General features: G+C 34.7%; 21 protein-coding genes. 2 read left to right on the top strand and 19 right to left on the bottom strand.

All coding sequences use genetic code 11. The features are described 5' to 3' along the window. The first annotated feature begins 45 nt into the window (after window positions 1-45). Window positions 46-2,526: a tetratricopeptide repeat protein gene (locus GXW81_RS00105; RefSeq protein WP_260393508.1), complete on the top strand. Its 2,481-nt coding sequence runs from the start codon at window positions 46-48 to the stop codon at window positions 2,524-2,526. 5 nt (window positions 2,527-2,531) lie between these two features. On the opposite strand, the gene tsaB is transcribed toward GXW81_RS00105, so the two are convergent. From tsaB to GXW81_RS00010, 19 genes are all read right to left on the bottom strand, one after another. Next, window positions 2,532-3,206: a tRNA (adenosine(37)-N6)-threonylcarbamoyltransferase complex dimerization subunit type 1 TsaB gene (gene tsaB, locus GXW81_RS00100; protein WP_161530711.1), complete on the bottom strand. Its 675-nt coding sequence runs from the start codon at window positions 3,204-3,206 to the stop codon at window positions 2,532-2,534. Window positions 3,207-3,310: 104 nt separating this feature from the next. Further along, window positions 3,311-4,468 carry a porin gene (locus GXW81_RS00095; RefSeq protein ID WP_161530710.1) on the bottom strand — a complete coding sequence of 386 codons (1,158 nt, stop codon included), beginning with the start codon at window positions 4,466-4,468 and terminating at the stop codon, window positions 3,311-3,313. An 11-nt stretch (window positions 4,469-4,479) separates the two neighbouring features. Beyond that, the gene (gene hypB, locus GXW81_RS00090; protein WP_004917299.1) at window positions 4,480-5,187 is read right to left on the bottom strand and encodes a hydrogenase nickel incorporation protein HypB; all 708 of its coding nucleotides are present in this window, start codon (window positions 5,185-5,187) and stop codon (window positions 4,480-4,482) included. Between the two features lie 9 nt (window positions 5,188-5,196). Continuing rightward, entirely contained in the window at window positions 5,197-5,535 is a 339-nt protein-coding gene (locus GXW81_RS00085; RefSeq protein ID WP_161530709.1) for a hydrogenase maturation nickel metallochaperone HypA, read from the bottom strand. Then, window positions 5,528-6,535, bottom strand: a complete 1,008-nt coding sequence (locus GXW81_RS00080; protein ID WP_161530708.1) for an urease accessory protein UreD — start codon at window positions 6,533-6,535, stop codon at window positions 5,528-5,530. Before GXW81_RS00080 ends, GXW81_RS00085 begins: the two co-directional genes overlap by 8 nt. Before the next feature lie 36 nt (window positions 6,536-6,571). Next, window positions 6,572-7,183, bottom strand: coding sequence for an urease accessory protein UreG (ureG, locus tag GXW81_RS00075; RefSeq protein WP_004917295.1), 612 nt, complete (start codon window positions 7,181-7,183; stop codon window positions 6,572-6,574). 18 nt (window positions 7,184-7,201) lie between these two features. Next, a complete protein-coding gene (locus tag GXW81_RS00070; RefSeq protein ID WP_004917292.1) occupies window positions 7,202-7,888 on the bottom strand; it encodes an urease accessory protein UreF in 687 nt (228 codons plus the stop codon). Window positions 7,889-7,891: 3 nt separating this feature from the next. Further along, entirely contained in the window at window positions 7,892-8,395 is a 504-nt protein-coding gene (locus GXW81_RS00065; RefSeq protein ID WP_161530707.1) for an urease accessory protein UreE, read from the bottom strand. 17 nt (window positions 8,396-8,412) lie between these two features. Next, window positions 8,413-10,302, bottom strand: a complete 1,890-nt coding sequence (gene ureC / locus GXW81_RS00060; RefSeq protein WP_161530706.1) for an urease subunit alpha — start codon at window positions 10,300-10,302, stop codon at window positions 8,413-8,415. 32 nt (window positions 10,303-10,334) lie between these two features. Further along, entirely contained in the window at window positions 10,335-10,724 is a 390-nt protein-coding gene (gene ureB, locus GXW81_RS00055) for an urease subunit beta (RefSeq protein ID WP_004917286.1), read from the bottom strand. Then, complete coding sequence (gene ureA, locus GXW81_RS00050) at window positions 10,724-11,029, bottom strand: urease subunit gamma (protein WP_004917284.1); 306 nt, start codon at window positions 11,027-11,029, stop codon at window positions 10,724-10,726. The genes ureB and ureA overlap by 1 nt, the downstream gene beginning before the upstream one ends. A gap of 172 nt (window positions 11,030-11,201) precedes the next feature. Next, complete coding sequence (locus GXW81_RS00045; protein WP_161530705.1) at window positions 11,202-13,550, bottom strand: TonB-dependent receptor; 2,349 nt, start codon at window positions 13,548-13,550, stop codon at window positions 11,202-11,204. A 36-nt stretch (window positions 13,551-13,586) separates the two neighbouring features. Further along, complete coding sequence (locus GXW81_RS00040) at window positions 13,587-14,360, bottom strand: ABC transporter ATP-binding protein (RefSeq protein ID WP_161530704.1); 774 nt, start codon at window positions 14,358-14,360, stop codon at window positions 13,587-13,589. Then, window positions 14,351-15,361 carry an iron ABC transporter permease gene (locus tag GXW81_RS00035; protein ID WP_161530703.1) on the bottom strand — a complete coding sequence of 337 codons (1,011 nt, stop codon included), beginning with the start codon at window positions 15,359-15,361 and terminating at the stop codon, window positions 14,351-14,353. The genes GXW81_RS00040 and GXW81_RS00035 overlap by 10 nt, the downstream gene beginning before the upstream one ends. Window position 15,362: 1 nt before the next feature. Further along, a complete protein-coding gene (locus GXW81_RS00030; protein WP_161530702.1) occupies window positions 15,363-16,391 on the bottom strand; it encodes an ABC transporter substrate-binding protein in 1,029 nt (342 codons plus the stop codon). Between the two features lie 48 nt (window positions 16,392-16,439). Further along, on the bottom strand, window positions 16,440-16,964 hold the full coding sequence (locus GXW81_RS00025) for a DUF6973 domain-containing protein (RefSeq protein WP_161530701.1): 525 nt from the start codon (window positions 16,962-16,964) through the stop codon (window positions 16,440-16,442). A gap of 79 nt (window positions 16,965-17,043) precedes the next feature. Beyond that, window positions 17,044-17,895, bottom strand: a complete 852-nt coding sequence (gene accD, locus GXW81_RS00020; RefSeq protein ID WP_161530700.1) for an acetyl-CoA carboxylase, carboxyltransferase subunit beta — start codon at window positions 17,893-17,895, stop codon at window positions 17,044-17,046. Between the two features lie 111 nt (window positions 17,896-18,006). Then, on the bottom strand, window positions 18,007-19,077 hold the full coding sequence (fbaA, locus tag GXW81_RS00015; RefSeq protein WP_064971212.1) for a class II fructose-bisphosphate aldolase: 1,071 nt from the start codon (window positions 19,075-19,077) through the stop codon (window positions 18,007-18,009). A 47-nt stretch (window positions 19,078-19,124) separates the two neighbouring features. Beyond that, window positions 19,125-19,991, bottom strand: a complete 867-nt coding sequence (locus GXW81_RS00010) for an NAD kinase (RefSeq protein ID WP_004917271.1) — start codon at window positions 19,989-19,991, stop codon at window positions 19,125-19,127. Between the two features lie 173 nt (window positions 19,992-20,164). Between GXW81_RS00010 and GXW81_RS00005 the strand changes: the two genes are divergently transcribed. After that, window positions 20,165-22,840 carry a carboxypeptidase regulatory-like domain-containing protein gene (locus GXW81_RS00005; RefSeq protein WP_161530699.1) on the top strand — a complete coding sequence of 892 codons (2,676 nt, stop codon included), beginning with the start codon at window positions 20,165-20,167 and terminating at the stop codon, window positions 22,838-22,840. The last annotated feature ends 264 nt before the right edge of the window (window positions 22,841-23,104 follow it).

Raw genomic sequence — 23,104 nt, 5'->3', positions numbered from 1 at the left:
ATTTTTACACAAATTTTCTCAAAGCCTAACAATAAAAGAGGCTTTATGCAGTTAAAACATCAAATGAAAAAGTACAGCTATTTTTTAATTATATTGGCACTTACCGTTGCATGTTCTCCTAGAAAGAATACTTTTGTTAATAGGAATTATCAAAACTTTTATGCCTATTACAACACCCTATTCAATAGTAAAGACGCTTTAGAAAGTGAACTTAACACACGTAAAAATAGTCATCAAGATAATTTCTACCAACCTTATATTAAACTGCTCACTTTTGATAACGACCACGAAGTAGAAAGTGAAAAAAGTACATCGGACGCACAAAATGCTCCATTTGCGGCAGGAGCTTCCTCTATATCTTATAGCTCTCCTAACAGTAAGAAAGGAATGTCCGTTCTTGAAATATCAGAAGCTAAAGCATTAAAAACCATAGAACAACACTCTATGCTTTTCGATGGAAAAGAAAAAAACAAAAGAATATTTGAAGCTCAAATTATGCTTGCAAAAGCAAGAATGTATCAAGAAAAATACCTAGAAGCCTTAGATGCTCTTAATTATATTTTTTCTCACATGAAAGAGGACAAAAGATTGCCTCTCGCTAAAATATACGAAGCCAAAATTTTCTCTTTAATGAAAGACCATTACAAAGCTAATGAGATTTTTATGGCTCTGAAAGAGGAAAAACTAAGCAAAAACGATAAGAAATTATTAAGTCTTTTCTATGCAGAAACTTTACTTCAATCAGGGCAAAAAGAGGCAGCCGTAGAAGAGTTAACCCAAGCCTATGCTCTAAATAAAAACAAAAACTTAAGAAGTCGTATCGCCTTTTTAAGAGGACAAATTTTATCTAAATTAGGACGCAACGAAGAAGCTAGAGAAAGCTTTGTAACTGCTTATCAAAAGGCTAATAATTTTGAATTTGAAGTAAAATCTCAAATAGAAATAGCCAAGACTTTCAACAATTCTAAAAAAGAAGACTACGAAAGTCTGAAAACTTATCTAGAAAAAATATCCAAAAAAGGAACTTACGCTTCTAGAAAAAACGAGTTCTATTACGCTTTAGGACTTATGGCAATGAAGGCAGGAAAAGAGGAAGAAGCTAATAAGTTCTTCCAAAAGTCGTTGAAAGAAAAAGTTTCCGATGGACAAATACGAGGGCTTACCTACTATGAAATCGGAAAGAAATATTTAGAAAAAGAAGATTATCTAAGTGCTGGCGTTTATTATGACAGTGCCGTTACCCAAATGACTTATGCCCCTCAAAAAGAAGAATTAAAAACGCTTTCTACAGATATTAAAAAAATCTCTAAAAACTATTACCTCATCAAAAAGAATGATAGCATCTTGGCTCTTACCAAAATGAATGAGCAACAGAGACTTGCTTACTTTAATCAACAAATAGAAAAACTAAAGGCTAAAGAAGCTAAAGAGGAAGCAGAAAAATTAAAAGCCTCTAAAGAAAAAGAGTTTAAAGTGGCTGATTTTGCTTTAGATAATACCATTGGTAATAACACGAGAGGATTTGCTGATTTTGGTACTTCTACTAAAGGTTTTTACTTTGATAATCTTACAACCGTATCTAAAGGGCAAGCCAACTTTAAACAAATTTGGGGAGAAAGAGCTCTTGCTGATAATTGGCGTTATTCATCAAAAACCACTTCCATAGAAGACCTCAAAAACGAAGCTCTCGGTAAAACCGAGGTTAAAAATCCAAGAAGATTTGAACCTGAGTTTTATATAGAGAAAATTCCTACTAACGCTCAAGACATCGCTCAACTCAAACAAGATAGAGATACCGCGTCTCTAGGGTTAGGTATGATGTATGAAAATATTTTTTCTAATACCAAACTTGCCACTAAAACACTATTTGATCTAGTAAGCGCTCAGCCAAAAGAAGATATAAAACTTCAGGCGTTGTATCAAATATTTTCTATTAACTACGAGAAAAATCCGCAAGAGGCAGAGAAAGCTAAAAACATTATTATTAGTGAGTTCCCTTACACTCATTATGCAGAATTTGTAAAAAACCCTAAGCGTGGGGGCTTGGGTGTAGCTTCGTCGGAAGTAGAGAACATCTATAAACAAGCCTACCAACTCTACACAGAAGAAAAATATGAGGATAGCAAAGCTCTTATAGAAAAAACAATAGAAGCTTATCCTAAAGATGCTCTAGTACCAAAGTTATCTTTGCTTAATGCGTTTAATACAGGGAAAACAGTGGGTAAAGAAATAATGATTTTACAGTTGCAACAGATTTCCCTAAACTACGAAAAACTCCCCGAAGGCGAAAAAGCGAAACAAATGTTAGCTTATCTTAGTAGTGATTTAAAAACACCTATCACCGAACAAAGCAAGACAGCACAACCTAGCGTGAGTGTGACAGTAACTGACGAAACGGCTAAAGACCATGAAGAGGAAGCCCCTAACCTCAATCTAGCCCCTTCTACCGTTCCACCACAAATTAATCTTAACGAACTTAGAAAACAAAAATTACAAAAAGAAGCTATCAAAGTTAGTCCTAAATAAGATACCTACTTTGCTTTCCGTTTTACACCCTGAAAATCTTTTAAATAAAAAGGTTCAAAGTAAGCAACATCTTCCCATTCTTTGTTCATAGCCTTTTCTAAGGCTTTCTTGATAAGGTATTCTGCTGAAGGGTAAACCTCTGACTTATAAGAAGCATTGGGTAAGTTTAAAACCTCTTGTGCCTTGGCTGCCCCATCTCCTACGAAAAGAATTTTGTGGTCTTTATAATCTTCAAATGAAAACTCATCTAAGATTTTAGCTTCCGTTTCTGAAACTACTGCTCCTGTATTGCCATCAAATACCGAAGTATAAACTTCCATTCTTCTAGCATCTACCATGGGGATTATAAAATCAAATCCTTGACCTATAAAAGGTTCTACCATTGTTTCTAAAGAGTTTACAGCAACTAACGGAATTTTAAGCCCGTAGCAAAAACCCTTAGCCGAAGCTGCCCCTATCCTTAGCCCCGTGTAAGACCCAGGTCCCATACCTAATGAAACAGCTTGTATGTCTTTTAATGTAAGTTCTGCTCCCTCCAAAGCCCATTCCACGAAAGTATGCAAACTTTCACTTTGTTTATAATTTTCGGATACTTCTTCGCATAAGCAAAGTAACTCTTCTCCTTTAGAGATAGCAACAGAACAATTTTTAGATGATGTTTCAAGATGTAAAATAACCATCGACTATTTTTCCTACAAATATATGAAATGTCTTTGTGAGATATAAAAAAGAGTTACCCTTTATATAAAAGCAACTCTTTTTTGTATTATAAATATATGATAAATTACAGTGCCTTTAAGAAGTACAGAACACCAACCGAAAACATATTTTGGTTGGTATTAGGCACATAAGTTCTAACCATTTTATTATGTGTCACATTAGCATTAGAAAAATATCCAAAAAATTTAAAATCTTGGCTTGCAATAGGCTTATACTCTAAACCTATCATATTAGTTTGATTCTGCCTTAAGCCATTGCCTAAACCATTTTCAGACCTATCATTTGCTCTTTCGTAAATGCTTTTGCCTGTAACAATAAATTTTGGAGTTATCTTATAATCTAATCTCAGTACAGCCGTTTGGAACTGAATGTTTTTAGAGAAATAAGGTTCATAATCTGATACTATAGCGGCTCTATATTGGTTAATAACAGAAGAAGCAATATTAGTATAATCTACAGCCATATTGGTATGATGTAAATCTAAGTAGACTTCTAAGTTATCCGTAACCAATTTATTCCCTAATGCCACTTGGAAATTTTGCTCTCCTTTAGCAATTTGAGAAGTTGCTACCGAATAGAACGTTTTAAATGTTTTATTAAAAAAATCACCTCTCCAAGTTAAGTTAAATCCCAGCGGAATTTTAGCTGCTTCCAACCCATTAGTAATGTAAGCTCTCTGCTTATGTAATGTTGAGAAGTTGTGATTACTGGTATTAAAAGCTTGAACCCTTATACTATTGTTTTCATCTATCTGGTAGGCTAACTTAGCACCCATTGTAAATATATTCTGTTGCTTATTGATATAGTCAGAGTAGACATATTCAAAGGTTGGATTATTTTCAAACTCCCAGCTACCAAAATCATTAGCTTGCTTACCCAAAACTATATTCCATTTATTTGTCTTACCAAATTTATAATCTATATAGGCAATATCTAAAGAGCTAGGTGCATTATCTAAACTCAGTTGAGCTTGAGTTCTGTTTAGTCTATATCTTACTCTATACTTTAAATTTTCTACCACATTCCCCTGTACTTCCATTCTTGCCTCATTCAACCTAAGAGCATCTTGATTTTGATGAACATCTGTAAACTCTAATGCACTTCTAAAAAGAATATTAACTTCGGTATTCTTGGTAAAGTTTTTGAGAATATTAGTAGAATCTGCTTGTCCAAATAAAAAGCTTACTGGACAAACGAGGAGGAATAAAAGCTTCTTTTTCATATTTAATTATTTTATTGTTGTCTTTCTTTCTTTTCCTTCATTTTTTTCTTGAGCCATTGGCACCACTCGTCTATTCCATCACCATTAAGAGTACTAATAGGAATTACTTCTATATCACTATTAACCTCTCTTGCATCTTTTGTAACTGCTTCTACAGAAAACGGCACATATGGCAACAAGTCTGATTTTGAAACTAACATCAATTCACTTGTAAGAAACATTCGTGGATATTTTTTAGGCTTATCATCTCCTTCTGTAGATGCAAGAAGTGTTACACGATAATCTTCTCCTAAATCAAAAGCGGAGGGACATAGTAGGTTACCCACATTTTCTATAAACAAAATATCTACGCCCGATAAATCTATGTGATCTAGAGCTTGGTAAATCATCTGTGCTTCTATATGACACATACCTCCTGTAACAATTTGTAGTGCATTTATACCTACTTCTTTTAGTCGCACAGCATCTCTTTCTGTCTCTGGGTCGCCTACTAGAACTGCTAGATTAAGCTCTTTTCCGAGGCGTCTTCCTGTTTCTTGTAATAATGTAGTTTTACCACTCCCTGGAGAGGAACAAATATTTACCACAAGCATGTCTGTTAGTCTTTCTTTGATAGATTTAGCCACAAAATCGTTAGCTTTAAGTAGATTTAAGGTTGTATTATCACACTGTACAGAACCGACAGCCATTCTATTACTTTTAGGTTTTATATTACTCATAACTATTGTTTAAAAAAATTCAACTTCACTAATTCTTAATTCTTCACCTTGTTTTATCGTGCGAGAAGGTGTCCCACAATCACATACAAACTTATGCCTCTTTACTTCAAAATCTTTATCACAGTTATTACAATAGGCTATTATAGGAAGTAAAAACACTTCCAAATCTATATTTTCTAATCGTGGATCTTCTATAATCATAGCTTCAAAGGCATTTTGAATGAGTATTGGCTGAACATTAGAAAGTAATCCTGCCTCTACCTTTACCTTAGAAATCTCTTTAAACCTATCTCCGTAATGTTCTTCTAAGTTTCTAACTATATCTTTAACAATCGGGACTTCATGCATCTTTCTTATTCTTTTTTGAAGTAGAACTTATGGTTTTATTTTTCTCCTTTGAGACAGTTTTTGATGTTTTTTTAGTACTAGTCTTCGTTTTAGGTTTTGCCTTAGACTCCTTAACCTTCGTTTCCTTTGCCTCTATCAGAACCTGCTTTACTTTAGAATCACCCTCTACATTCACATTTTGTTTATTTTTATACTTAACAAACTCCCATGCCATAGTTGCTAGACTATTCATCCATTCGTATAATGCTTCACCACTATCTCCTAAAGCTCGTATCATTAGTGCATTTTTAGCACAAGAAGTGAAGCCGTAGGTAACGTCCGTAAATTGTTCAAGCAAAATTTCGTCTAATTCTTTTTTAAACTCATCTGCAAAAGAACTTACGATAACTAAGGTAGCTTGATGAGTATATCCTTCAAAAAAAAGCATATCTTCTATAGGCTGTTCCTCTGGCTCTATTAATTGATTATCAAAAAGTATTAATTTAGAATCCCTATAAATTTTGGTTCTTGTATGATACTTCTTAAATAGAAACTTTTCTCCTGAATAGATTCTGCCTCCACTAATAATATCACCCCAAATTAGATGAGAGTCTTCTTCTAAAGTGATTTCATTATTGGCATAAAAAATTGATTTTTCATAAGGTATGGTAGGATGTGGCAAAAACTGAAATACAGCTCCAGATTTTAGTTTGAACTTAAAAAATTGTTCAGCTCCTTTACCCTTAGGCATTGGATGTATTTTATTGAACGATTGCGTAAAGAGCTTAAACTCTGTATTCTCCCCACAAATTACCTCCATATCCAAACTATCCCCATCCATCACTCCTGGAGAAGAGCACATCTGTATTACTTCTAGGTGATTAGTCCTCTGAGAGTTACCATAATGAACTAGCTTATACGGGATGTCAAAGTAGCTATCCACCAAAAAAGTTTTGGCTCCCTGCTTATTACAACTTATCTTTATCTTACTTTTGATAGAATTATCCTTATTAATATTCATCCCTGTATAGTATTTATTTATAGATATATTTTAACACTACGCTTCTAGTAATGCATATTTTTTAATCCATTCAATTACATCATCTACCCCTTCCTTCGTTTTCAAATTACTTTTAAGATAAGGCTTCTCCCCTCTCATTTTTTTTGTATCTCTCTCCATAACTTCTATACTAGCACCAACATACGGAGCTAAGTCTACCTTATTGATAAGTAATAAGTCTGAACGAGTTATTCCTGGACCTCCTTTTCTTGGAATTTTCTCACCTTCAGCCACATCTATTACGAATATAGTAACATCTGCTAAATCTGGACTGAAAGTAGAAGCTAAATTATCTCCACCACTTTCTATAAAAACAATCTGTGTATCAGGGTGATTTTTAACTAAATCTTCTACTGCTTCTAAATTCATTGAAGCATCTTCTCTAATGGCTGTATGAGGACACCCTCCCGTTTCTACCCCACGAATACGCTCGGCTGGAAGTTTAGAGTTTTTAATCATAAACTCAGCATCTTCTCTTGTATAAACGTCATTAGTTACAACGCAGATACTGTAATCCTCACTCATCTTTCTAGTGAGTGCTTCTATTAGAGCGGTTTTACCAGAACCTACTGGTCCTGCAACTCCTATTTTAACGTATGGTCTACTCATATTTTAATATTTTTTTATTTAGGAAATATAAATTCTTGTATACAGTTTCTCGTGTTGCATACATCTTATTTCTTGACCTATGCAACATAGCCCCATCATATCTTCATCTAAATCATCTTGCTTCTGCACCAAACTTTCTATTTCCTCTTTTAAGTCAAATAATATCTTCTGCCCTACTGTTTGACTAATAGGAACAATCTTAGCACAATTAGTTACTATACCATTTAATGTATTGTAATAAAATGCTCTAAGTGCATCTTCCCTTTCTATCCCTGAAAGTTGAGCATAAATACCAAATGCAATAGCGTAATGTCCATTAATCTTATTACTTTGTATTGCATCTAAGTATTTTTGAGCAAAAGGATAGGACTTAAGCTCTAAAGCTAGTTTTAAAAACCTTATGGCTAACTTATGACTGGCATTCCTTATCTCATAAGGTGCTTTAAGAGCGGTTAATAAATCATCTAACTCTTCTATTTTTTTCCACACTTTTCTTTTACTACATATCTTCCAAGCCTTGTTTAAAAAAGCCGCATCATTATAAAATACGCTATATTTTAGCATATTAGTAGCATATTTTTTAGCAGTTTCATTATTATTAACCAAGCCTTTATCTACATAAGTTTCTAATCCATAAGAATGAGTAAAACTTCCTATGGGAAACATAGAGTCATTAATCTGTAAAAGTGTGAGTAATTGTTGCATTTTTTATCTCTTTATTTGATGAATGGTAAGCATATTGGTTTGTAAAAGTTTCTTAGTTTCTATATCAATAGAATACTGACTCCTTTCCAAAAAATTAAATAAAGGTGCTTCATAGGCTACATTTACCTGATTATCATCGTCTATATAGATTGGAAGATGCATATTGCCTATTTCGAAACAAACAATCCCCATCTCTTTTATATTTCTAGGCTTCACTACAATACACTCACATGGTTTAATAACCACCTCTATATAAGACTGTTCATCACTCCAAAGAATATCTCCATCTTGAAGTGGAACTCTACTATTCTTCCGAATAGCTATTTCCTTTCCACCTACGGTTTTTCTCCTCATAATGGTTTTAGATGTTTCGTACCACTCTATCTGCAGTATATCTTTCACCAAACCCTCAGTGTTTACTCCTTTCTTTACCTCTTCTATAATAACCATTCTATTACAAAGTATTTTTAAAAATAATGGTAATATCTCTATTACCATTATTTTCATTTACTTAATTTTGATTTTTAGAACAATAAATACCTTTGTGCCATAGGAAGCTCTTTTAGAGGCTCACAAGTTTGCACTTTACCATCTACTTTCACTTCGTATGTTTCTGGATTAATTTCTATATTAGGTGTAGCGTTGTTATGAATCATATCTTTCTTTTTAACATCTCTACATCCTTTAACTGGTAAGCATTTTTTCTTAAGCCCATAAGAATCTATTACCCCACTATCCACAGAATACTTAGACACAAAGTTAAAAGAAGTCTCTGTTAAAGCATCTCCAAATGCACCAAACATTTTTCTGTAAATAATCGGCTGTGGTGTAGGTATAGATGCGTTAGGATCCCCCATTTTAGAGGCTACTATCATACCTGCTTTATAGATAATTTCTGGTTTTACACCAAACATTTCTGGCTTCCAAAGAACTAAGTCTGCTATTTTTCCAGGTTCTACTGAGCCTACATACTCTGATATACCATGAGTTAAAGCTGGATTTATAGTATACTTAGACACATATCTCTTCACTCTGTAATTATCGTTTCCTTTTTTATCTTCTGGAAGAGCACCTCTTTGAATCTTCATCTTATGTGCAGTCTGCCAAGTTCTACAAACGACCTCTCCAACTCTACCCATTGCTTGAGAGTCTGAACTCATCATACTAATTACACCCAAGTCTTGTAAAATATCTTCCGCTGCAATAGTAGAAGGACGAATTCTTGAATCTGCAAAGGCCAAATCTGTTTTACTATTAGGGTCTAGGTGGTGACAAACAATAAGCATATCTAAATGCTCTGCCGCCGTGTTGATAGTATATGGTTTTGTAGGGTTAGTAGAAGATGGTAAAATGTTAGGATACATTGCTATTTTCATAATATCAGGAGCGTGTCCTCCTCCAGCACCCTCAGTATGGAAAGTATGGATTACTCGACCATCAATAGCTTTTACAGTATCTTCTAAGTAACCTGCTTCATTTAAAGTATCTGAGTGGATAGCCACCTGCACATCATATTTATCCGCAACGGATAATGCTGCATCTATAGCTGCAGGTGTTGAACCCCAGTCCTCATGAATTTTGGTACCACAAGCTCCTGCTTTAATCATTTCAGCTTGTGCTTTAATATTAGTTACATTCCCCTTACCAAAAAAGCCAGTATTAACAGGTATCCCTTCTGAAGACTGCAACATCCTCTTAATAAAATGTTTACCTCCTGTAACTGTAGTTGCATTGGTACCATCGTTAGGTCCCGTACCTCCTCCTATTAGAGTTGTAACTCCACTATATAAGGCTGTATCAGCAATTTCTGGACAAATGTAATGGATATGGGTATCTATTCCTCCTGCGGTTACAATATATCCCCAACCACCATGTACCTCTGTTGCTGGACCAATAATCATATTAGGAGACACACCATCTTGAGTATCTGGGTTACCTGCCTTACCTACCCCCACTATTTTCCCATCTTTTATTCCGATGTCTGCCTTCACAATTCCCCAGTGGTCAATAATAACAGCCCCTAGAATACACATATCTAAGCAATCTTTATCCGTTACCGTTGATGATTGCCCCATCCCGTCACGAATAGTTTTACCTCCTCCAAATTTATTTTCTTCACCATAAGTTTGAAAGTCTTTTTCTATTTCTATAAATAGTTCCGTATCTGCTAGACGAATTTTATCTCCCACAGTAGCTCCAAAAAGAGATGCATAAGTTTCTCTTTTTACATAAAGGGCTCCGTTTTCAAACTTAACATCTGTACTATTTTGAGCTAACAAAGGACTTATACCCATAAGTGAAAGCCCTGCTGTAGCCACACCCACCACTTTAATCCACTCTCTTCTTGACCAGTTATCTCCTGATTCTAAGTTGTGGTCTGGTTCTAGATTGATTTTCTTATCTTCTGTTGACATATTTTTCTACATTTAAATGATTTGAGGTTAGGCTATTTTATAAAACCTTCTTTCTTTGCCTTATCTAAAGCCTTGTCTTTTGAGCCTTCCAACTTCCCATTAACCAAACCATTATGCCCGTAAACCACTTTATTACCTCCTAGTTCTACTAAAATCACTTGTTTCTTTTCTCCTGGCTCAAACCTAACAGCCGTACTTGCCGGTATGTTAAGTCTCATCCCATAAGCTTTTTCTCTATCAAAAGAGAGTTTCTTATTCACTTCAAAAAAATGGTAGTGAGAACCCACTTGTATAGGGCGATCTCCTTCATTTTTAACTTCAATAGATACTGTATTTTTACCTTTGTTACAAACAATATCTTCTTTTCTTAGGATAATTTGCCCAGGTATCATGCCTGAACTTTGACTTACTTTTTTTGCCATTATCTTATAGGGTCATGAACGGTTACTAATTTATTTCCATCTGGGAACAAACATTCAATTTGAACATCATGAATCATCTCTGGAACACCCTCCATCACTTGATCTCTCGTTAAAAGTTTAGTCCCCCAGTCCATCATCTCTGCTACGGTCATTTTACCGTCTCTAGCCGCTTCCATCAATTCGCTTGAAATATAAGCAATACTTTCTGGATAGTTCAGTTTCACTCCACGTTTTAAACGCTTTGCCGCCAACTCACCTGCTTGGTGAAGCAACAATTTTTCAACTTCTCTTGGTGTTAATCGCATAGTTAACCAATATTTATTGTATTATTTTTTATTAATATAACCCATTATAAATCTTATATTTACATATAAGTCCTACAATAATATTCTTTTTTTTTCAGGAAACCAAGTTTTTGAAGGCTTTATTTCCTAAATATGATAAAACTCTTATTTTTTAATCAGCTATTTAATCTAATTAAAAATCATAAGCTATAGTAAACTTAAAGTTTCTATCTCTCCCCGGATAAACCTGCATTACAGATTGATACATTTCTACCGCAGGGTCGTTACTGTACAAATCATTTCTAGACAGAGCACTTCTCATATATAGATTATTAAATAAGTTTTCTACATTAAGTGACACTTTCACATTATTCTTTGCCCTGTAATATACCGCCCCATTCACTAGTACATAGCTAGGCAAAGTTTGGTCGTTATATTGATTTTGATATATTTTATCATTATAATAAACTCCTAAACCTAAGCCTAACCCTTTTATATGCTCTTGAAACTCATAATTTACCCAAGAATTAAATGTATTTTTAGGTACCCACGGTAACGAGTTACCTACAATATCATTATTTTCATTCCCTTTGGATATAAACTTTGTATCTGTATAAGCATATCCTGCTTTAATATAAAGCCCTTTAGTTGGTGTTACCTCAGCATCTACTTCTAGACCTTTAGACTCTGCCCCACCCATTTGTGAGAGCACATAATGTCCCACTATAACATTATTTTTTCTGATAAAGAAGCCCGACATAGATACATTAAACAAGTTCTTTTTCTCTAACTTTAAACCTGTTTCTGCCTGAAAACCTCTCTCTGGAATAAATCTATTCCCCGTTCTATGATCATGAGAACGAGTAGGTTTAAAAAAGTTAGATGCTGACGCATAAATACTCAATAAGTCTTTTACTGGCTGAACTGAAAGCCCCACTCTATAAGATACATTATTAAATTGGTCTCTATATTTATTCTGAGGCTCGTTTATTCCTCTTCTTCTAGAATAGACTCCATCAAAATAATCATACCTTACTCCTAGGAGCATTTTTATTCTATCCGAAAATTCTACCCAATCATGAAAATAGGTTCCTAAGAGAAATTCATTCATTTGAAATATCCTTGCGATGTTTACTTGTCTCTCACTATAGTTGCTTATTTGGCTTGAAATAGGCACGTCTATTGGTTTTTCTAAACTAGAGATATCTCCGTACAATGTTTTTCTATTAAGAAAAGAAGCTACACTCCCCACAAGAGCTTTATGTTTGATACCGTAAGTGTTAAACTTAAAATTAAGTGTCATTTGATTGCTCCACGGCTTCGTAAAATGATTAAAATGAAACGGACCATTATAACGTGAATAAGTCATTTTTTGAGGATTGATGAATATAACCTCATCTGCTAGATAGTTAATATTATCGTCATAGTAAGATAGTGTATTAACAAACTTGGTATCCTTAGAGAATGAATGTTTGAATGATAATTGAATTTCCTTTTTTTCATTAGTTACAAAATCATTCGGATTATTAAAGTTCATAGATGAAGATAACCCTTTTAATATATGACCTTGATTATCTGCAGGAACACCAGCATCTGCTGCATAATTATCTTTATTATATTGTGCAAATAGCTCTATCTGTGTTCTACTATTAAGTAGGTACTGTAAAGTTAATGAAGCATTATTTGCATCTCCCTTTACATTTCTCCAGCCATCTGTTTTATTGCTACTCAAATCAAAACGGTATCTCATTTTTTTAGACAAAGACCCACCCACTCCAAATAGAAAATTATAAGTGTTGTAACTTCCTATGGAAGCCGATGCATTTCCTCTAAAACTTTCGGTAGGCTTTTTACGAATAACATTAATAATTCCCCCTAGTGCAGAATGCCCAAATAACTCTCCAGATGGTCCTTTAAGTACTTCTATTCGCTCTACACTAGCAATATTAGTAATGGGAGCACTCTGTGTTATATTATGTCTTTCGTCTCTAACGCCATCATATAGCAATACAAAATTATCAAACCCTCTGATATTGAAAAACTGAAAGGCTCCAAATTGATTAACAGGATTGATTCCTACAAAATTTCGTGCTGCATCTTCCATTGTTTGCACATCCATTTGTCTCATTAGTTCATTATTCAAAACACTAACCGACATGGGTGCTTCTAGGTTTTTAATATCTAGCTTATTTACTTGAAGTTTTCGCTCTCTATTCATAACTATTTCAGGAATAGAAACTGTATCATTCCATACCAGCTGAAAATCTTTGGTAAGCACTCCTGTAGCTGTTTGCTCCAACACTAAAGTTTCCGTCTGATAACGAGATGCTGTTACTGTTAAGTGATAGGTTTTATCCCCTGATAAGGTAATTCTGTATCTCCCCATTTCATCCGTTAAAGATGTTTGATTCTTAACGGATACTTTAGCGCCACTAATAGGCACTCCTTCTGGGTTAGTAATTACCCCTTCTAAAACTGTTGTGGTTTGAGCATAAGCTCCACAAAACGAAATCGCTGCAATAAAATTAAAAATCCTATTCATTAATATATGGTTTTATTATATTGATTTACATTACAATTATAGTTTCTTGTTTACTACTAAATAACCATTATTTTCTTCTTTTATATAGAGAAAGTCCACTCCAAATATGAGTTTTAACATTTCCAAGTCTGGCTTTGTATCTGTATTTTTAATAACCTTTCCACAATGCATATAAAACACCTCATCCGCATACTGAAAAGCCAATGCTGGATCATGCATTATCGCAATCACAGTATACTCTTTCTGTGTTAGATTTTTTAAAAAGGTTAATAAATGTTGTTGATAGTAAATATCCAAATGGTTAGTTGGTTCATCTAAAAGAATAATTTTAGGATTCTGAACCAAAATTCTCCCAATAAGAACCATCTGTTGCTGCCCTCCCGAAAGAGTATTAAATGATTTATGAAGTAATTCTGAGATTTTTAGTTGCTCTGCAACTTCTAAAACTCGTTTCTTATCATTTTGTGTATAGTTAAATCTTGAGAAAGCCGCCCTCCCCGTAAGCAATATATCATTAACTGTTAGCGGAAATGTTGATTCAAATTTTTGAGGTAGCACACCTATCATTTCAGCTTTTTCCTTTCTAGAAATACAACTAAAATCTTTACCAAAAAACTCTATTTCTCCATTATATTTAGAAATGAGTCCTGACAAGATATTAAACAATGTAGATTTACCACTACCATTAGCTCCTAGTAAAATAGATAGCTGATTTTTCTTAAAAGACACATTAGCTTTGCTTATAACCTCTCTATCTCTATAAGAAAACTCTAAATTTTTCACATAAATAGCATCTGTAATCAACTCCAATTCAGCTTATTTTTTTTCATTAAATAAATAAAGAAAAGTCCTCCTATTATCATTGTAAATATCCCAATAGGCACCTCAAATTCAAATAAAGATCTAGAGATATTATCAATAATCAACAAAAAAGCCCCTCCAAAAAAAATACTCCCTTTAACAACCTCTTTATTATCTGCCCCTAAAATCATTCTTACGATATGTGGAAGAAATAGTCCATACATACTAATAATCCCAGCTACTGCCACAGATGTTGCTGTCATTAAAGTAACCATAGTTATTAAAAATACTTTATCAAAAAGAGGATTAACTCCAACAGATTTAGCTGCTACATCACCTAATGCCAACAAATTAAGTCTCCACCTAAATAGATAGATACCTACAATACCTATAATAATTGGAATATAAGACTGTTGTACCTCTGCCCATGTTGCTGCATGAAGATTCCCCATTGTCCATTGAACTATTGCTGATAACTGATAAGGGTTCGCTAAGTATTGTACCACACTAAGCAGAGCTGTAAACATTCCTGAGATAATCATTCCTGAAAGAACCACTGAAACTATGCTTGCACCCTCTCTACCTTTAGCAATTAGAAATGTGGTTATCACAGCTACAGCACCCATTATAAAAGCTAAAAGATTAATATACCAACCTAAAAACATAGCCAATGCAGCACCAAAAGCTGCCGCTGATGAAATTCCCAAAATATACGAGTCTACGAGTGGATTTCTTAAAACTGCCTGTAATACAACACCCGAACTAGACAATGCGCTACCTATCATAAATGTAAGCAACACCCTCGGAAGTCGTATATTAAAAATAATATTATTGGCTATGTTGAGTTCCTGCTCTTCTACATTTGTTAAGTTTAGTGCAATGTATTTTTTGTATAAAAGAATCACATAGTCAACAAAGCCCGCTTGCTGACTGGCTCCCACAAACAAGGATATAATGATGATAGGAAAAGGTAATACATAAAATAAAATACGAACAACTTTATTACTCAAATCAATGATTATTTAATTTTTTATACAATTTATCCCCTTTATCTTTCCCATAGAGTGTTTGTAGTATATCTTCCACCTCCTTATCCAAGCCTTCTTGAGTTAATTCCCCATAAGCCCAAAAATTTATCTTCAAAGTGGTAAGTAGTACCTTAAGAGTATGCGGATTATAATAAAACATTGGCATTAGTGTATATATCTGCCTTTCTTTTATTGCGGTTACCCCTTCCAATTGTTTCTTATCGTAAAAAAGATTAGGACTATCATTCCACATAATTACCATATCTGGATTCCAACTTACAAAAGTTTCAGGGTTAATATTCGGTTGGTCTATAGGTGTTGTGCATACATTTTTAACTCCCGCTAACTCAAGGCAAGTATGCATCATACTATTGGTGCCTGTAGTAGAAAATATACGCCCATTAGCCCAAGCAAAATAAGCTGTCTTGAGAGCTTTACTATTTTTACTTCTCCTATTTTTAATAGACTCAAATTTTGCCTTTGTAAAATCCACCAAGCTCTTACTTCTTTCTTCCTTTCCCAAAAGTTTTCCTAAATCTTGTAGCTCCTTTAAAATATCATCATAAGTCTCCGACTTTACATTATAAACTGGTATATTAAGTTTACTAAGATTTTTCACAAAACTCTCTGAACTTCCTGCTAAAACTACCAAATCAGGGTTTAAAGCAACTATACTTTCTATATTTGAAGATTTTTTAGTTCCTGGCGTTGCCATTTTCTTTTCTAAAATTCGTTCATCTATGGCTGCATAATATTGGTACAATTCCTTATCAGAATACACTTCTACAGGCACTCCCACTAACTTTTCGCTCGCTCCTAACATGTAAACAGCATCTAACGAAGGGTCAAATAACACTACCACCCTTTCCGCTGGCTCGCTAAGTTCTAGCTTATTACCCGTAAAATCAGTAACCAATATTTGTTTTCCTTCCTCTCCAACTTTATCTTTATTTTCCGTACAGCCTAAAAAGAAAAGAAGGAAAACAGAAACAATATACTTTAAAAAACTCATAATTACATAATATATATGACTTAGCCACAAAGTTAGCACTTATTATTTTTATGAATACTGATTATTATCAGGAACATGGACTAACCCATCACCAAAATCCTCTTCTAATCTAGTTATTAACCTTGCGTTATTAGCTTTAACTTTCAGTTCTTCCACAAAGAAAGACGTTTCAAAAAACTGACGATGAACCCCTTCCAACAAACTCATAAAATAATCTCTTCCCACTTTATTATTGTGCAAATCCATTGCTTTCTCTAGCGGTTCATTAGGAAAAAGTTCCTCGTGCATATCTGTAAAGGCTTCGCAAAACGCCAAAGCCTTCTGTGGAGAAGACACTTTACAACAATACATCAGAACTAAACAATTCCAAAAGGCGTGACGAAAGGCATTCCCTTTACCATTAGTACCTGCTGTAAGAGGATATTTTTTCTGAGCGATACGATATGCCTTTAGACTCGCATAAACAGCCAAAACAAAAAACAACGGTTGCCTTATAAACAACCCTAAAACCTGTAATATTTTTAGGAAAGATAGTTGCCTAAAAGCACTTAAAAACAACAAAGGAGTTTTCATAATATATTTAAATATTAAAAAATAAACCTCGTTAATTTCTAAAAGTTAACGAGGTTTATCGAAAATATAAACTCTAATTCTATTTATTCATTAAGAGATTCACGGTTTTAGAAACTAGTACTTTCGCTTCTTTCCTGTTTACTATGAAATCTACAAACCCTTTTTCTTTCAGAAATTCCGAAGTTTGGAAGCCCTCTGGCAAATCTCTCCCTATGGTTTCTCTAATAACTCTAGGTCCAGCAAAACCAATTAAAGCTCCAGGTTCAGCCATAATCACATCTGCCGTCATCGCAAATGAAGCTGTAATCCCACCAAAAGTAGGGTCGGTAAGATAAGCAATGTAAGGCAATCCTGCTTCCGAAAGATGCACCAGCTTAGCTTGTACCTTCGCCATTTGCATTAGAGAGTGAGCTGCTTCTTGCATTCTTGCACCTCCCGACTGGCAAATAAGCACATACGGAAGTTTGTTTTTAATAGCGTAATCTATCGCTCTAGTAATTTTTTCTCCCATTACAGAACCTAAAGACCCTCCAATAAAAGCGAAATCCATACAAGAAACCACCATCTCCGTACCGTTTACTTTACCTACTGCGTTTCGGATAGAGTCGTTAAGTTTAGTCTTAGCTTTAGCTTCCTTAAGACGGTCAGTATAGGGTTTGGTATCTTTAAACTTAAGGATATCTATACTTTCTACCTTAGCATCTAACTCTTTAAATTTACCTTCATCAAAAAGAATATTGTAATACTCTTTACTTCCTATCCTTACATGGAAACCATCCTCTGGAGATACAAACTGATTGGCCTTAAGCTCATCATATTCTATAATTTTCCCTGTAGGTGTTTTGTGCCAAAGCCCTTTAGGAATGTCTTTTTTCTCCTCTGTAGAAGTCGTAATATTTTTAGCCTTTCTTCTGAACCAATCAAATGCCATAAGCGTTTTGTTTAAATTAAGTTTGATTTCATAACACCGTGTAGGAGTGTTTAATCATATCATTTACATTCCCACACGGTAAAATTGATGTTGCAAAAATACAAGATTTTTTTATTTCAATGTATTAACATTGTTCAAATCTTCAAATGCCTGCTCTAGACGGCTTCTGAAAGTTTCTTCTCCTTTTCTTAGCCAAACTCTAGGGTCGTAGAATTTCTTATTAGGAACATCGTCTCCCTCAGGGTTTCCTATTTGAGTTCTTAGATACTCTACTTTGTTTAACATATAATCTCTAATACCTTCGGTGTAAGCGAACTGAAGGTCAGTATCAATATTCATTTTGATAACACCATAGTCTATCGCTTCTCTTATTTCTTCTAACGAAGACCCAGACCCTCCGTGGAATACGAAGTTAATAGGCTTTTCTACTGTACCGAATTTCTCTTGTACATATTTCTGTGAGTTCAATAAAATCTCTGGTGTTAATTTCACATTACCTGGCTTATATACACCGTGTACATTACCAAATGCTGCTGCAATAGTGAATTTATCAGAAATTTGCTTTAAGATTTCGTAAGTGTAAGCCACATCTTCTGGCTGAGTGTATAGCTTAGAGTTATCTACATCGGTATTATCTACACCATCTTCTTCTCCTCCTGTAACGCCTATTTCTACCTCTAGCGTCATATCCATTTTAGCCATTCTTTCGAAATACTTAGCTGATATTTCTAAGTTTTCCTCCAAGGTTTCTTCAGAAAGGTCTAACATATGAGAAGAGTAAAGCGACTTACCATTAGCTTTATAAAACGCCTCTCCTGCATCTAGCAACCCATCTATCCAAGGTAATAATTTCTTAGCACAGTGGTCTGTATGAAGGATAACTGTAGCTCCGTAAGCTTCTGCCAAAGTGTGGATATGTTTAGCACCTGCTACCGCTCCTAAAATAGCCGCTTTTTGTCCGTCATTACTAAGACCTTTACCTGCGTTATATACCGCACCACCGTTAGAAAACTGAATGATTACAGGTGCATTAAGTTTAGCCGCTGTCTCCATAGTGGCGTTGATGTTACTAGAACCGATAACATTAACCGCTGGTAAAGCAAATTTATTTTCTTTAGCGTACTGAAAAATCTCGCTAACCATTGAACCTGTGGCAACTCCTGCCGGAAAAAGTTTACTCATAGTGTAATGTTTTTACTTTTAATTACTGATTTATTTTTAATTACTTTTTAATTTCGTTTATCTTTCCCCCACAATAGCTTTTGGCGAAGCGTTTCGTAGAAATTGATGCTTTTAGTCATCATTAGTGACACTTCAAAATTGGCTTTCTTCACTATAATTTCATCATCTATGCCTACATTATAAAGCCTAGAATCTAAGGAAAACAAAAACTCTGGCACTCTACTTTCTACCGTGAGTTTTATTTCCACATCATCTTTAAGAATAATAGGTCGCACATTGAGGTTATGCGGAGCAATAGGTGTAAGTACAAAATTATCCGCTCTTGGTGAAATAATAGGTCCACCACAACTCAAATTATAAGCGGTAGAACCTGTAGGCGTAGAAACCACTAAACCATCTCCCCAAAATACAGTAAGAAACTCATCATTGATATGAGTATCTATTGTAATCATAGAGGTAGTTTCTTTTCTTGTGATACTCAAATCGTTTAGAGCATAAGGGAAATCTATCACGGTATCTTTAGTAGAAACTTCTATCACAGACCTTCTACTGATTAGCATTTCTCCTTTTAGGATTTTATCTATATTGAGGAAAATTTCTTCTTTTGAGAAACAAGCTAGAAAGCCCAAACGACCTGTATTCACTCCAATCACTGGAATTTCTAGGTCTTGTATAAAGATAAGGGCATTAAGAATGGTACCATCACCACCAAAACTGAAAAATAAGTCTACTCCCGCATTCTTCAGACTTTCCTTATCATTAAAAGTTCTAAAGTTTTTAGAAAAAGCCAAATCTATTGATAAACCTTCGTGCAACACAGACTCTACCCCTCGTTTCTCTAACTCCGAAATAAACTTACTCAAATAAAGAAATGTATCTAAATCTTTCTTTTGGGAGTAAATGGCCGCTTTCATAGATGACTTTCTGAATTAAACTAAATTTGACCCTCCAAAAATACGATTATTTTTTTAATGATTCCTACAAAAAATAAGGCGTTTTCCTTGCGGTTTAAACTTTTTCTCTCATCTTTGTAACAAATCGTAGATGTAACGCTACTTATTATCCAACTAATTAAAACTATACACCAATGACAAGAATTTATTCACTATTTTTATTCCTGTTTTTCAGTGCCGTACTTTGGGCTCAAACCAGTATCTCTGGAAAAATCACCAATACAGAAGGACAGCCTGTCCCTAGTGCCAGTGTTACCGTGGAAGAAATAGGAAAAAATGCCATTCTTACCTATGCTCTATCAGACAGCAAAGGGGGTTACAAAGTAACCATAAACTCCTCCATAGACAAGGTAAAGCTTACTGTAAAGGCATTTAATCATCAAACCCAAGTTAAAGAAATTGCTAATAAAAGCCAAACGCTTAATTTCAGTCTTTCTCAACAAGCTACGGAAATAAAGGAAGTAAAACTAAAGACGAGAATGATTACCAAAAAAGGCGACACTATTTCTTACGATTTAAAAGCCTTTGAAAGTAAAAACGACCGTACTCTAGCCGATGTTCTAAAGAAAATACCAGGTATAGAAGTTAACAAAGATGGTACTGTACTCTACCAAGGTGAAGCCATCAATAAGTTTTATGTAAATGGTAAAGACCTTATGGAAGGTGGCTATGGAACCATAAACAACGCTCTCCCAAAAGACGCCGTACAAAAGGTAGAAGTAATGGAAAACCATCAACCTGTAAAGATTCTACAAGATAAAATACCTTCAGAGAAAGCCGCCATCAACATCAAACTTAAAAATAAAGTTACCATGACTGGTAGAGGTGAGGTAGGCGTTGGAACTTCCCCTTTATTATGGAATACCAAACTTACACCTATGTTTTTTGGACAAAAGAACCAATGGGTAGTTAATTACAAAGCCAACAACACAGGCGAAAGTGTAGAAAAAGAAGGAAGAATACTCTCTTTCGGTAATCGTTGGGAAGGCGTAAGACGCAATGTAGACCAAGAAAGCTGGATTGGCGTAGAGACCGCTGCAATCCCTGATGTTCCTGAAAGACGCTACCTCTTTAACAATGTGCATTTCTTCTCCGCTAACCTACTTACCAACCCTTTCAAAAACAAAGAATGGGAGCTAAAGGCTAACGCCAGCTACACGAATAACGCCGTAGAAAGAGAAGATTTACAAGAGGTAACCTATGGCACCGAAACTTTTAGTGCTAGAAGACTTAACCACTTTTACACCAATCAAGCGAAAGGAGAACTCATCTTCACTAAAAATGCTAAAAAAGGGTTTTTTAAGAATGTAACGACTTGGAACAGCTTCTGGAGCGATAACAATGCTGATGTAAATAAAAAAGAAATCACAGGAAGTAGATCTGCTATGCAGAATATTTATGCCCCTACCAACTCATTCCAAAACTCTTTAAGTTCTATTATTCCAGTAGGAGAAAAGTTGGTGAATGTGATGTCTTTCATTAGTGTTAAAAATGACAGACAAACATTAGAATCTAGCCCTAGCAGCTACTCTCAAAAACTTTTCAATAGCCAAAATTATCAAAGGCTACAACAGAACCTAAACATCAAAAGTACCGAAATCAACCACAGTGCTTCCGTAGGGTTTAGTGCAGGAAAATGGACTTTAACCCCAGAGGTAGGTTTAGACATCAATTTCAACCAAATGGAGTCGGAGCTTTATGGCATCAATGGTAGTACGCTGTTCCCTTATAACATCAATTACCAAAACAATATGCAGTGGAACGAGCTAAGACCTTCCACCAAACTTTCGGCAAACTATAAAGGCGAACGCTTAAATATCTACCTTAATGCACCTGTTAATTTCTATGGCATTTCCTACAAAGATTTCTTAAGAAATGGTAGAAATAGAGAGATTAACAAGACGGTGTTTGAGCCTAGTTTCTTTATGAACTACGATTTTGCTTCGTTTTGGAAGATTCGAGGCTACGGAAGCCTTAATTACAGCTTCGGAAGTTTTGGGTCTATTTACGAAGGAATTATGATGAACACGCCTGACTTCTTTGTAAACAGAGCGCCACAATCTAATGTAATGCCTGAAAATCTTTCCAAGAGCATCGGTTCTACACTAGAGTATAGAAACCCACTTAATAATTTATTTTTCAACCTAAGATACAGCTATGGCACTCTTAAAAGAAATCTCATTACTTCTGTAACTAGAAATGCAGCCTCATTTATTTCTGAAGTCAAAGAGTTTGATAATACGGCGACCTCTCAATCACAAAGTGCAGAGATAGGAAAGTATTTTCCTAAGTTCAAATCTAACCTATCTTTCAGCTTTAGAAATAGTGATTCTGAGAATATTTCTATGCTTAACAGCAACCTCATCTATAACAAAAATAACAGCCAATCTTTAGGAGCTAAGTTTAACAACACATTCTTCTCTTGGCTTAGTGTAGATTACAACATCTCTATGGGCTGGAACAAAAACCAAAATGCACAGACCAATACTACTTATAAGTTTTCTAACTGGTCGCATAATCTAGCCGCCTATATCTATCCTCTGGACAACCACACCATAGGTCTAGTTTGGGACGACAACACCTATAAAACATTGGGCGAAAGTGCCTTTAGAAACAGTTTCTACGACCTCTCTTACCAATACACTTGGGCTAAAAAGAAGATAGATTTTGAGCTAAAATGGCTTAACATTACCAACAACAAATTCTATGAAACAGTTACCATAAGTACCCAAGACAACAGTATCCGTAGAAGTTTAGTTTATATAAGACCTAGCCAAGTGATGTTTACCGTAAAGTTTAACTTTAAATAAACATTTATACCATCTTAAACAAAGAATACTGCCCTACTTTTGGGGTAGTATTTTTTTATTTTTAACATAAAACATATCCAAAAACTTGCATACTTCCGCAAAAGGTAATAAGTTTGCTTCAGTTTTATGACACACGATACCAACTACATACAAACAAATGTAAAAAAGTACCCGAATTATTTGGCTGTTCCAAATAATTTCGTAAACACACACACACACACACACACACACACACACACACACACACACAAATAGTTTCGTGGG

Origin of the sequence: Riemerella anatipestifer (assembly GCF_009932355.1) — a bacterium.
GTDB lineage: Bacteria > Bacteroidota > Bacteroidia > Flavobacteriales > Weeksellaceae > Riemerella > Riemerella anatipestifer_E.
This window is presented reverse-complemented; position numbering and strand designations above follow the sequence as displayed.

What these genes read in the sequence shown, in the direction of transcription:
- fbaA (WP_064971212.1), bottom strand. Translation starts at nt 19,077, where the DNA reads ATGAGTAAACTTTTTCCGGCAGGAGTTGCCACAGGTTCAATGGTTAGC.
- GXW81_RS00080 (WP_161530708.1), bottom strand. Translation starts at nt 6,535, where the DNA reads ATGAATATTAATAAGGATAATTCTATCAAAAGTAAGATAAAGATAAGT.
- GXW81_RS00070 (WP_004917292.1), bottom strand. Translation starts at nt 7,888, where the DNA reads ATGCAACAATTACTCACACTTTTACAGATTAATGACTCTATGTTTCCC.
- GXW81_RS00065 (WP_161530707.1), bottom strand. Translation starts at nt 8,395, where the DNA reads ATGAAAATAATGGTAATAGAGATATTACCATTATTTTTAAAAATACTT.
- accD (WP_161530700.1), bottom strand. Translation starts at nt 17,895, where the DNA reads ATGGCATTTGATTGGTTCAGAAGAAAGGCTAAAAATATTACGACTTCT.
- GXW81_RS00045 (WP_161530705.1), bottom strand. Translation starts at nt 13,550, where the DNA reads ATGAATAGGATTTTTAATTTTATTGCAGCGATTTCGTTTTGTGGAGCT.
- GXW81_RS00105 (WP_260393508.1), top strand. Translation starts at nt 46, where the DNA reads ATGCAGTTAAAACATCAAATGAAAAAGTACAGCTATTTTTTAATTATA.
- ureG (WP_004917295.1), bottom strand. Translation starts at nt 7,183, where the DNA reads ATGAGTAGACCATACGTTAAAATAGGAGTTGCAGGACCAGTAGGTTCT.
- GXW81_RS00085 (WP_161530709.1), bottom strand. Translation starts at nt 5,535, where the DNA reads ATGCATGAAGTCCCGATTGTTAAAGATATAGTTAGAAACTTAGAAGAA.
- GXW81_RS00010 (WP_004917271.1), bottom strand. Translation starts at nt 19,991, where the DNA reads ATGAAAGCGGCCATTTACTCCCAAAAGAAAGATTTAGATACATTTCTT.
- GXW81_RS00005 (WP_161530699.1), top strand. Translation starts at nt 20,165, where the DNA reads ATGACAAGAATTTATTCACTATTTTTATTCCTGTTTTTCAGTGCCGTA.
- ureA (WP_004917284.1), bottom strand. Translation starts at nt 11,029, where the DNA reads ATGCGATTAACACCAAGAGAAGTTGAAAAATTGTTGCTTCACCAAGCA.
- GXW81_RS00025 (WP_161530701.1), bottom strand. Translation starts at nt 16,964, where the DNA reads ATGAAAACTCCTTTGTTGTTTTTAAGTGCTTTTAGGCAACTATCTTTC.
- hypB (WP_004917299.1), bottom strand. Translation starts at nt 5,187, where the DNA reads ATGAGTAATATAAAACCTAAAAGTAATAGAATGGCTGTCGGTTCTGTA.
- ureC (WP_161530706.1), bottom strand. Translation starts at nt 10,302, where the DNA reads ATGTCAACAGAAGATAAGAAAATCAATCTAGAACCAGACCACAACTTA.
- ureB (WP_004917286.1), bottom strand. Translation starts at nt 10,724, where the DNA reads ATGGCAAAAAAAGTAAGTCAAAGTTCAGGCATGATACCTGGGCAAATT.
- GXW81_RS00095 (WP_161530710.1), bottom strand. Translation starts at nt 4,468, where the DNA reads ATGAAAAAGAAGCTTTTATTCCTCCTCGTTTGTCCAGTAAGCTTTTTA.
- tsaB (WP_161530711.1), bottom strand. Translation starts at nt 3,206, where the DNA reads ATGGTTATTTTACATCTTGAAACATCATCTAAAAATTGTTCTGTTGCT.
- GXW81_RS00030 (WP_161530702.1), bottom strand. Translation starts at nt 16,391, where the DNA reads ATGAGTTTTTTAAAGTATATTGTTTCTGTTTTCCTTCTTTTCTTTTTA.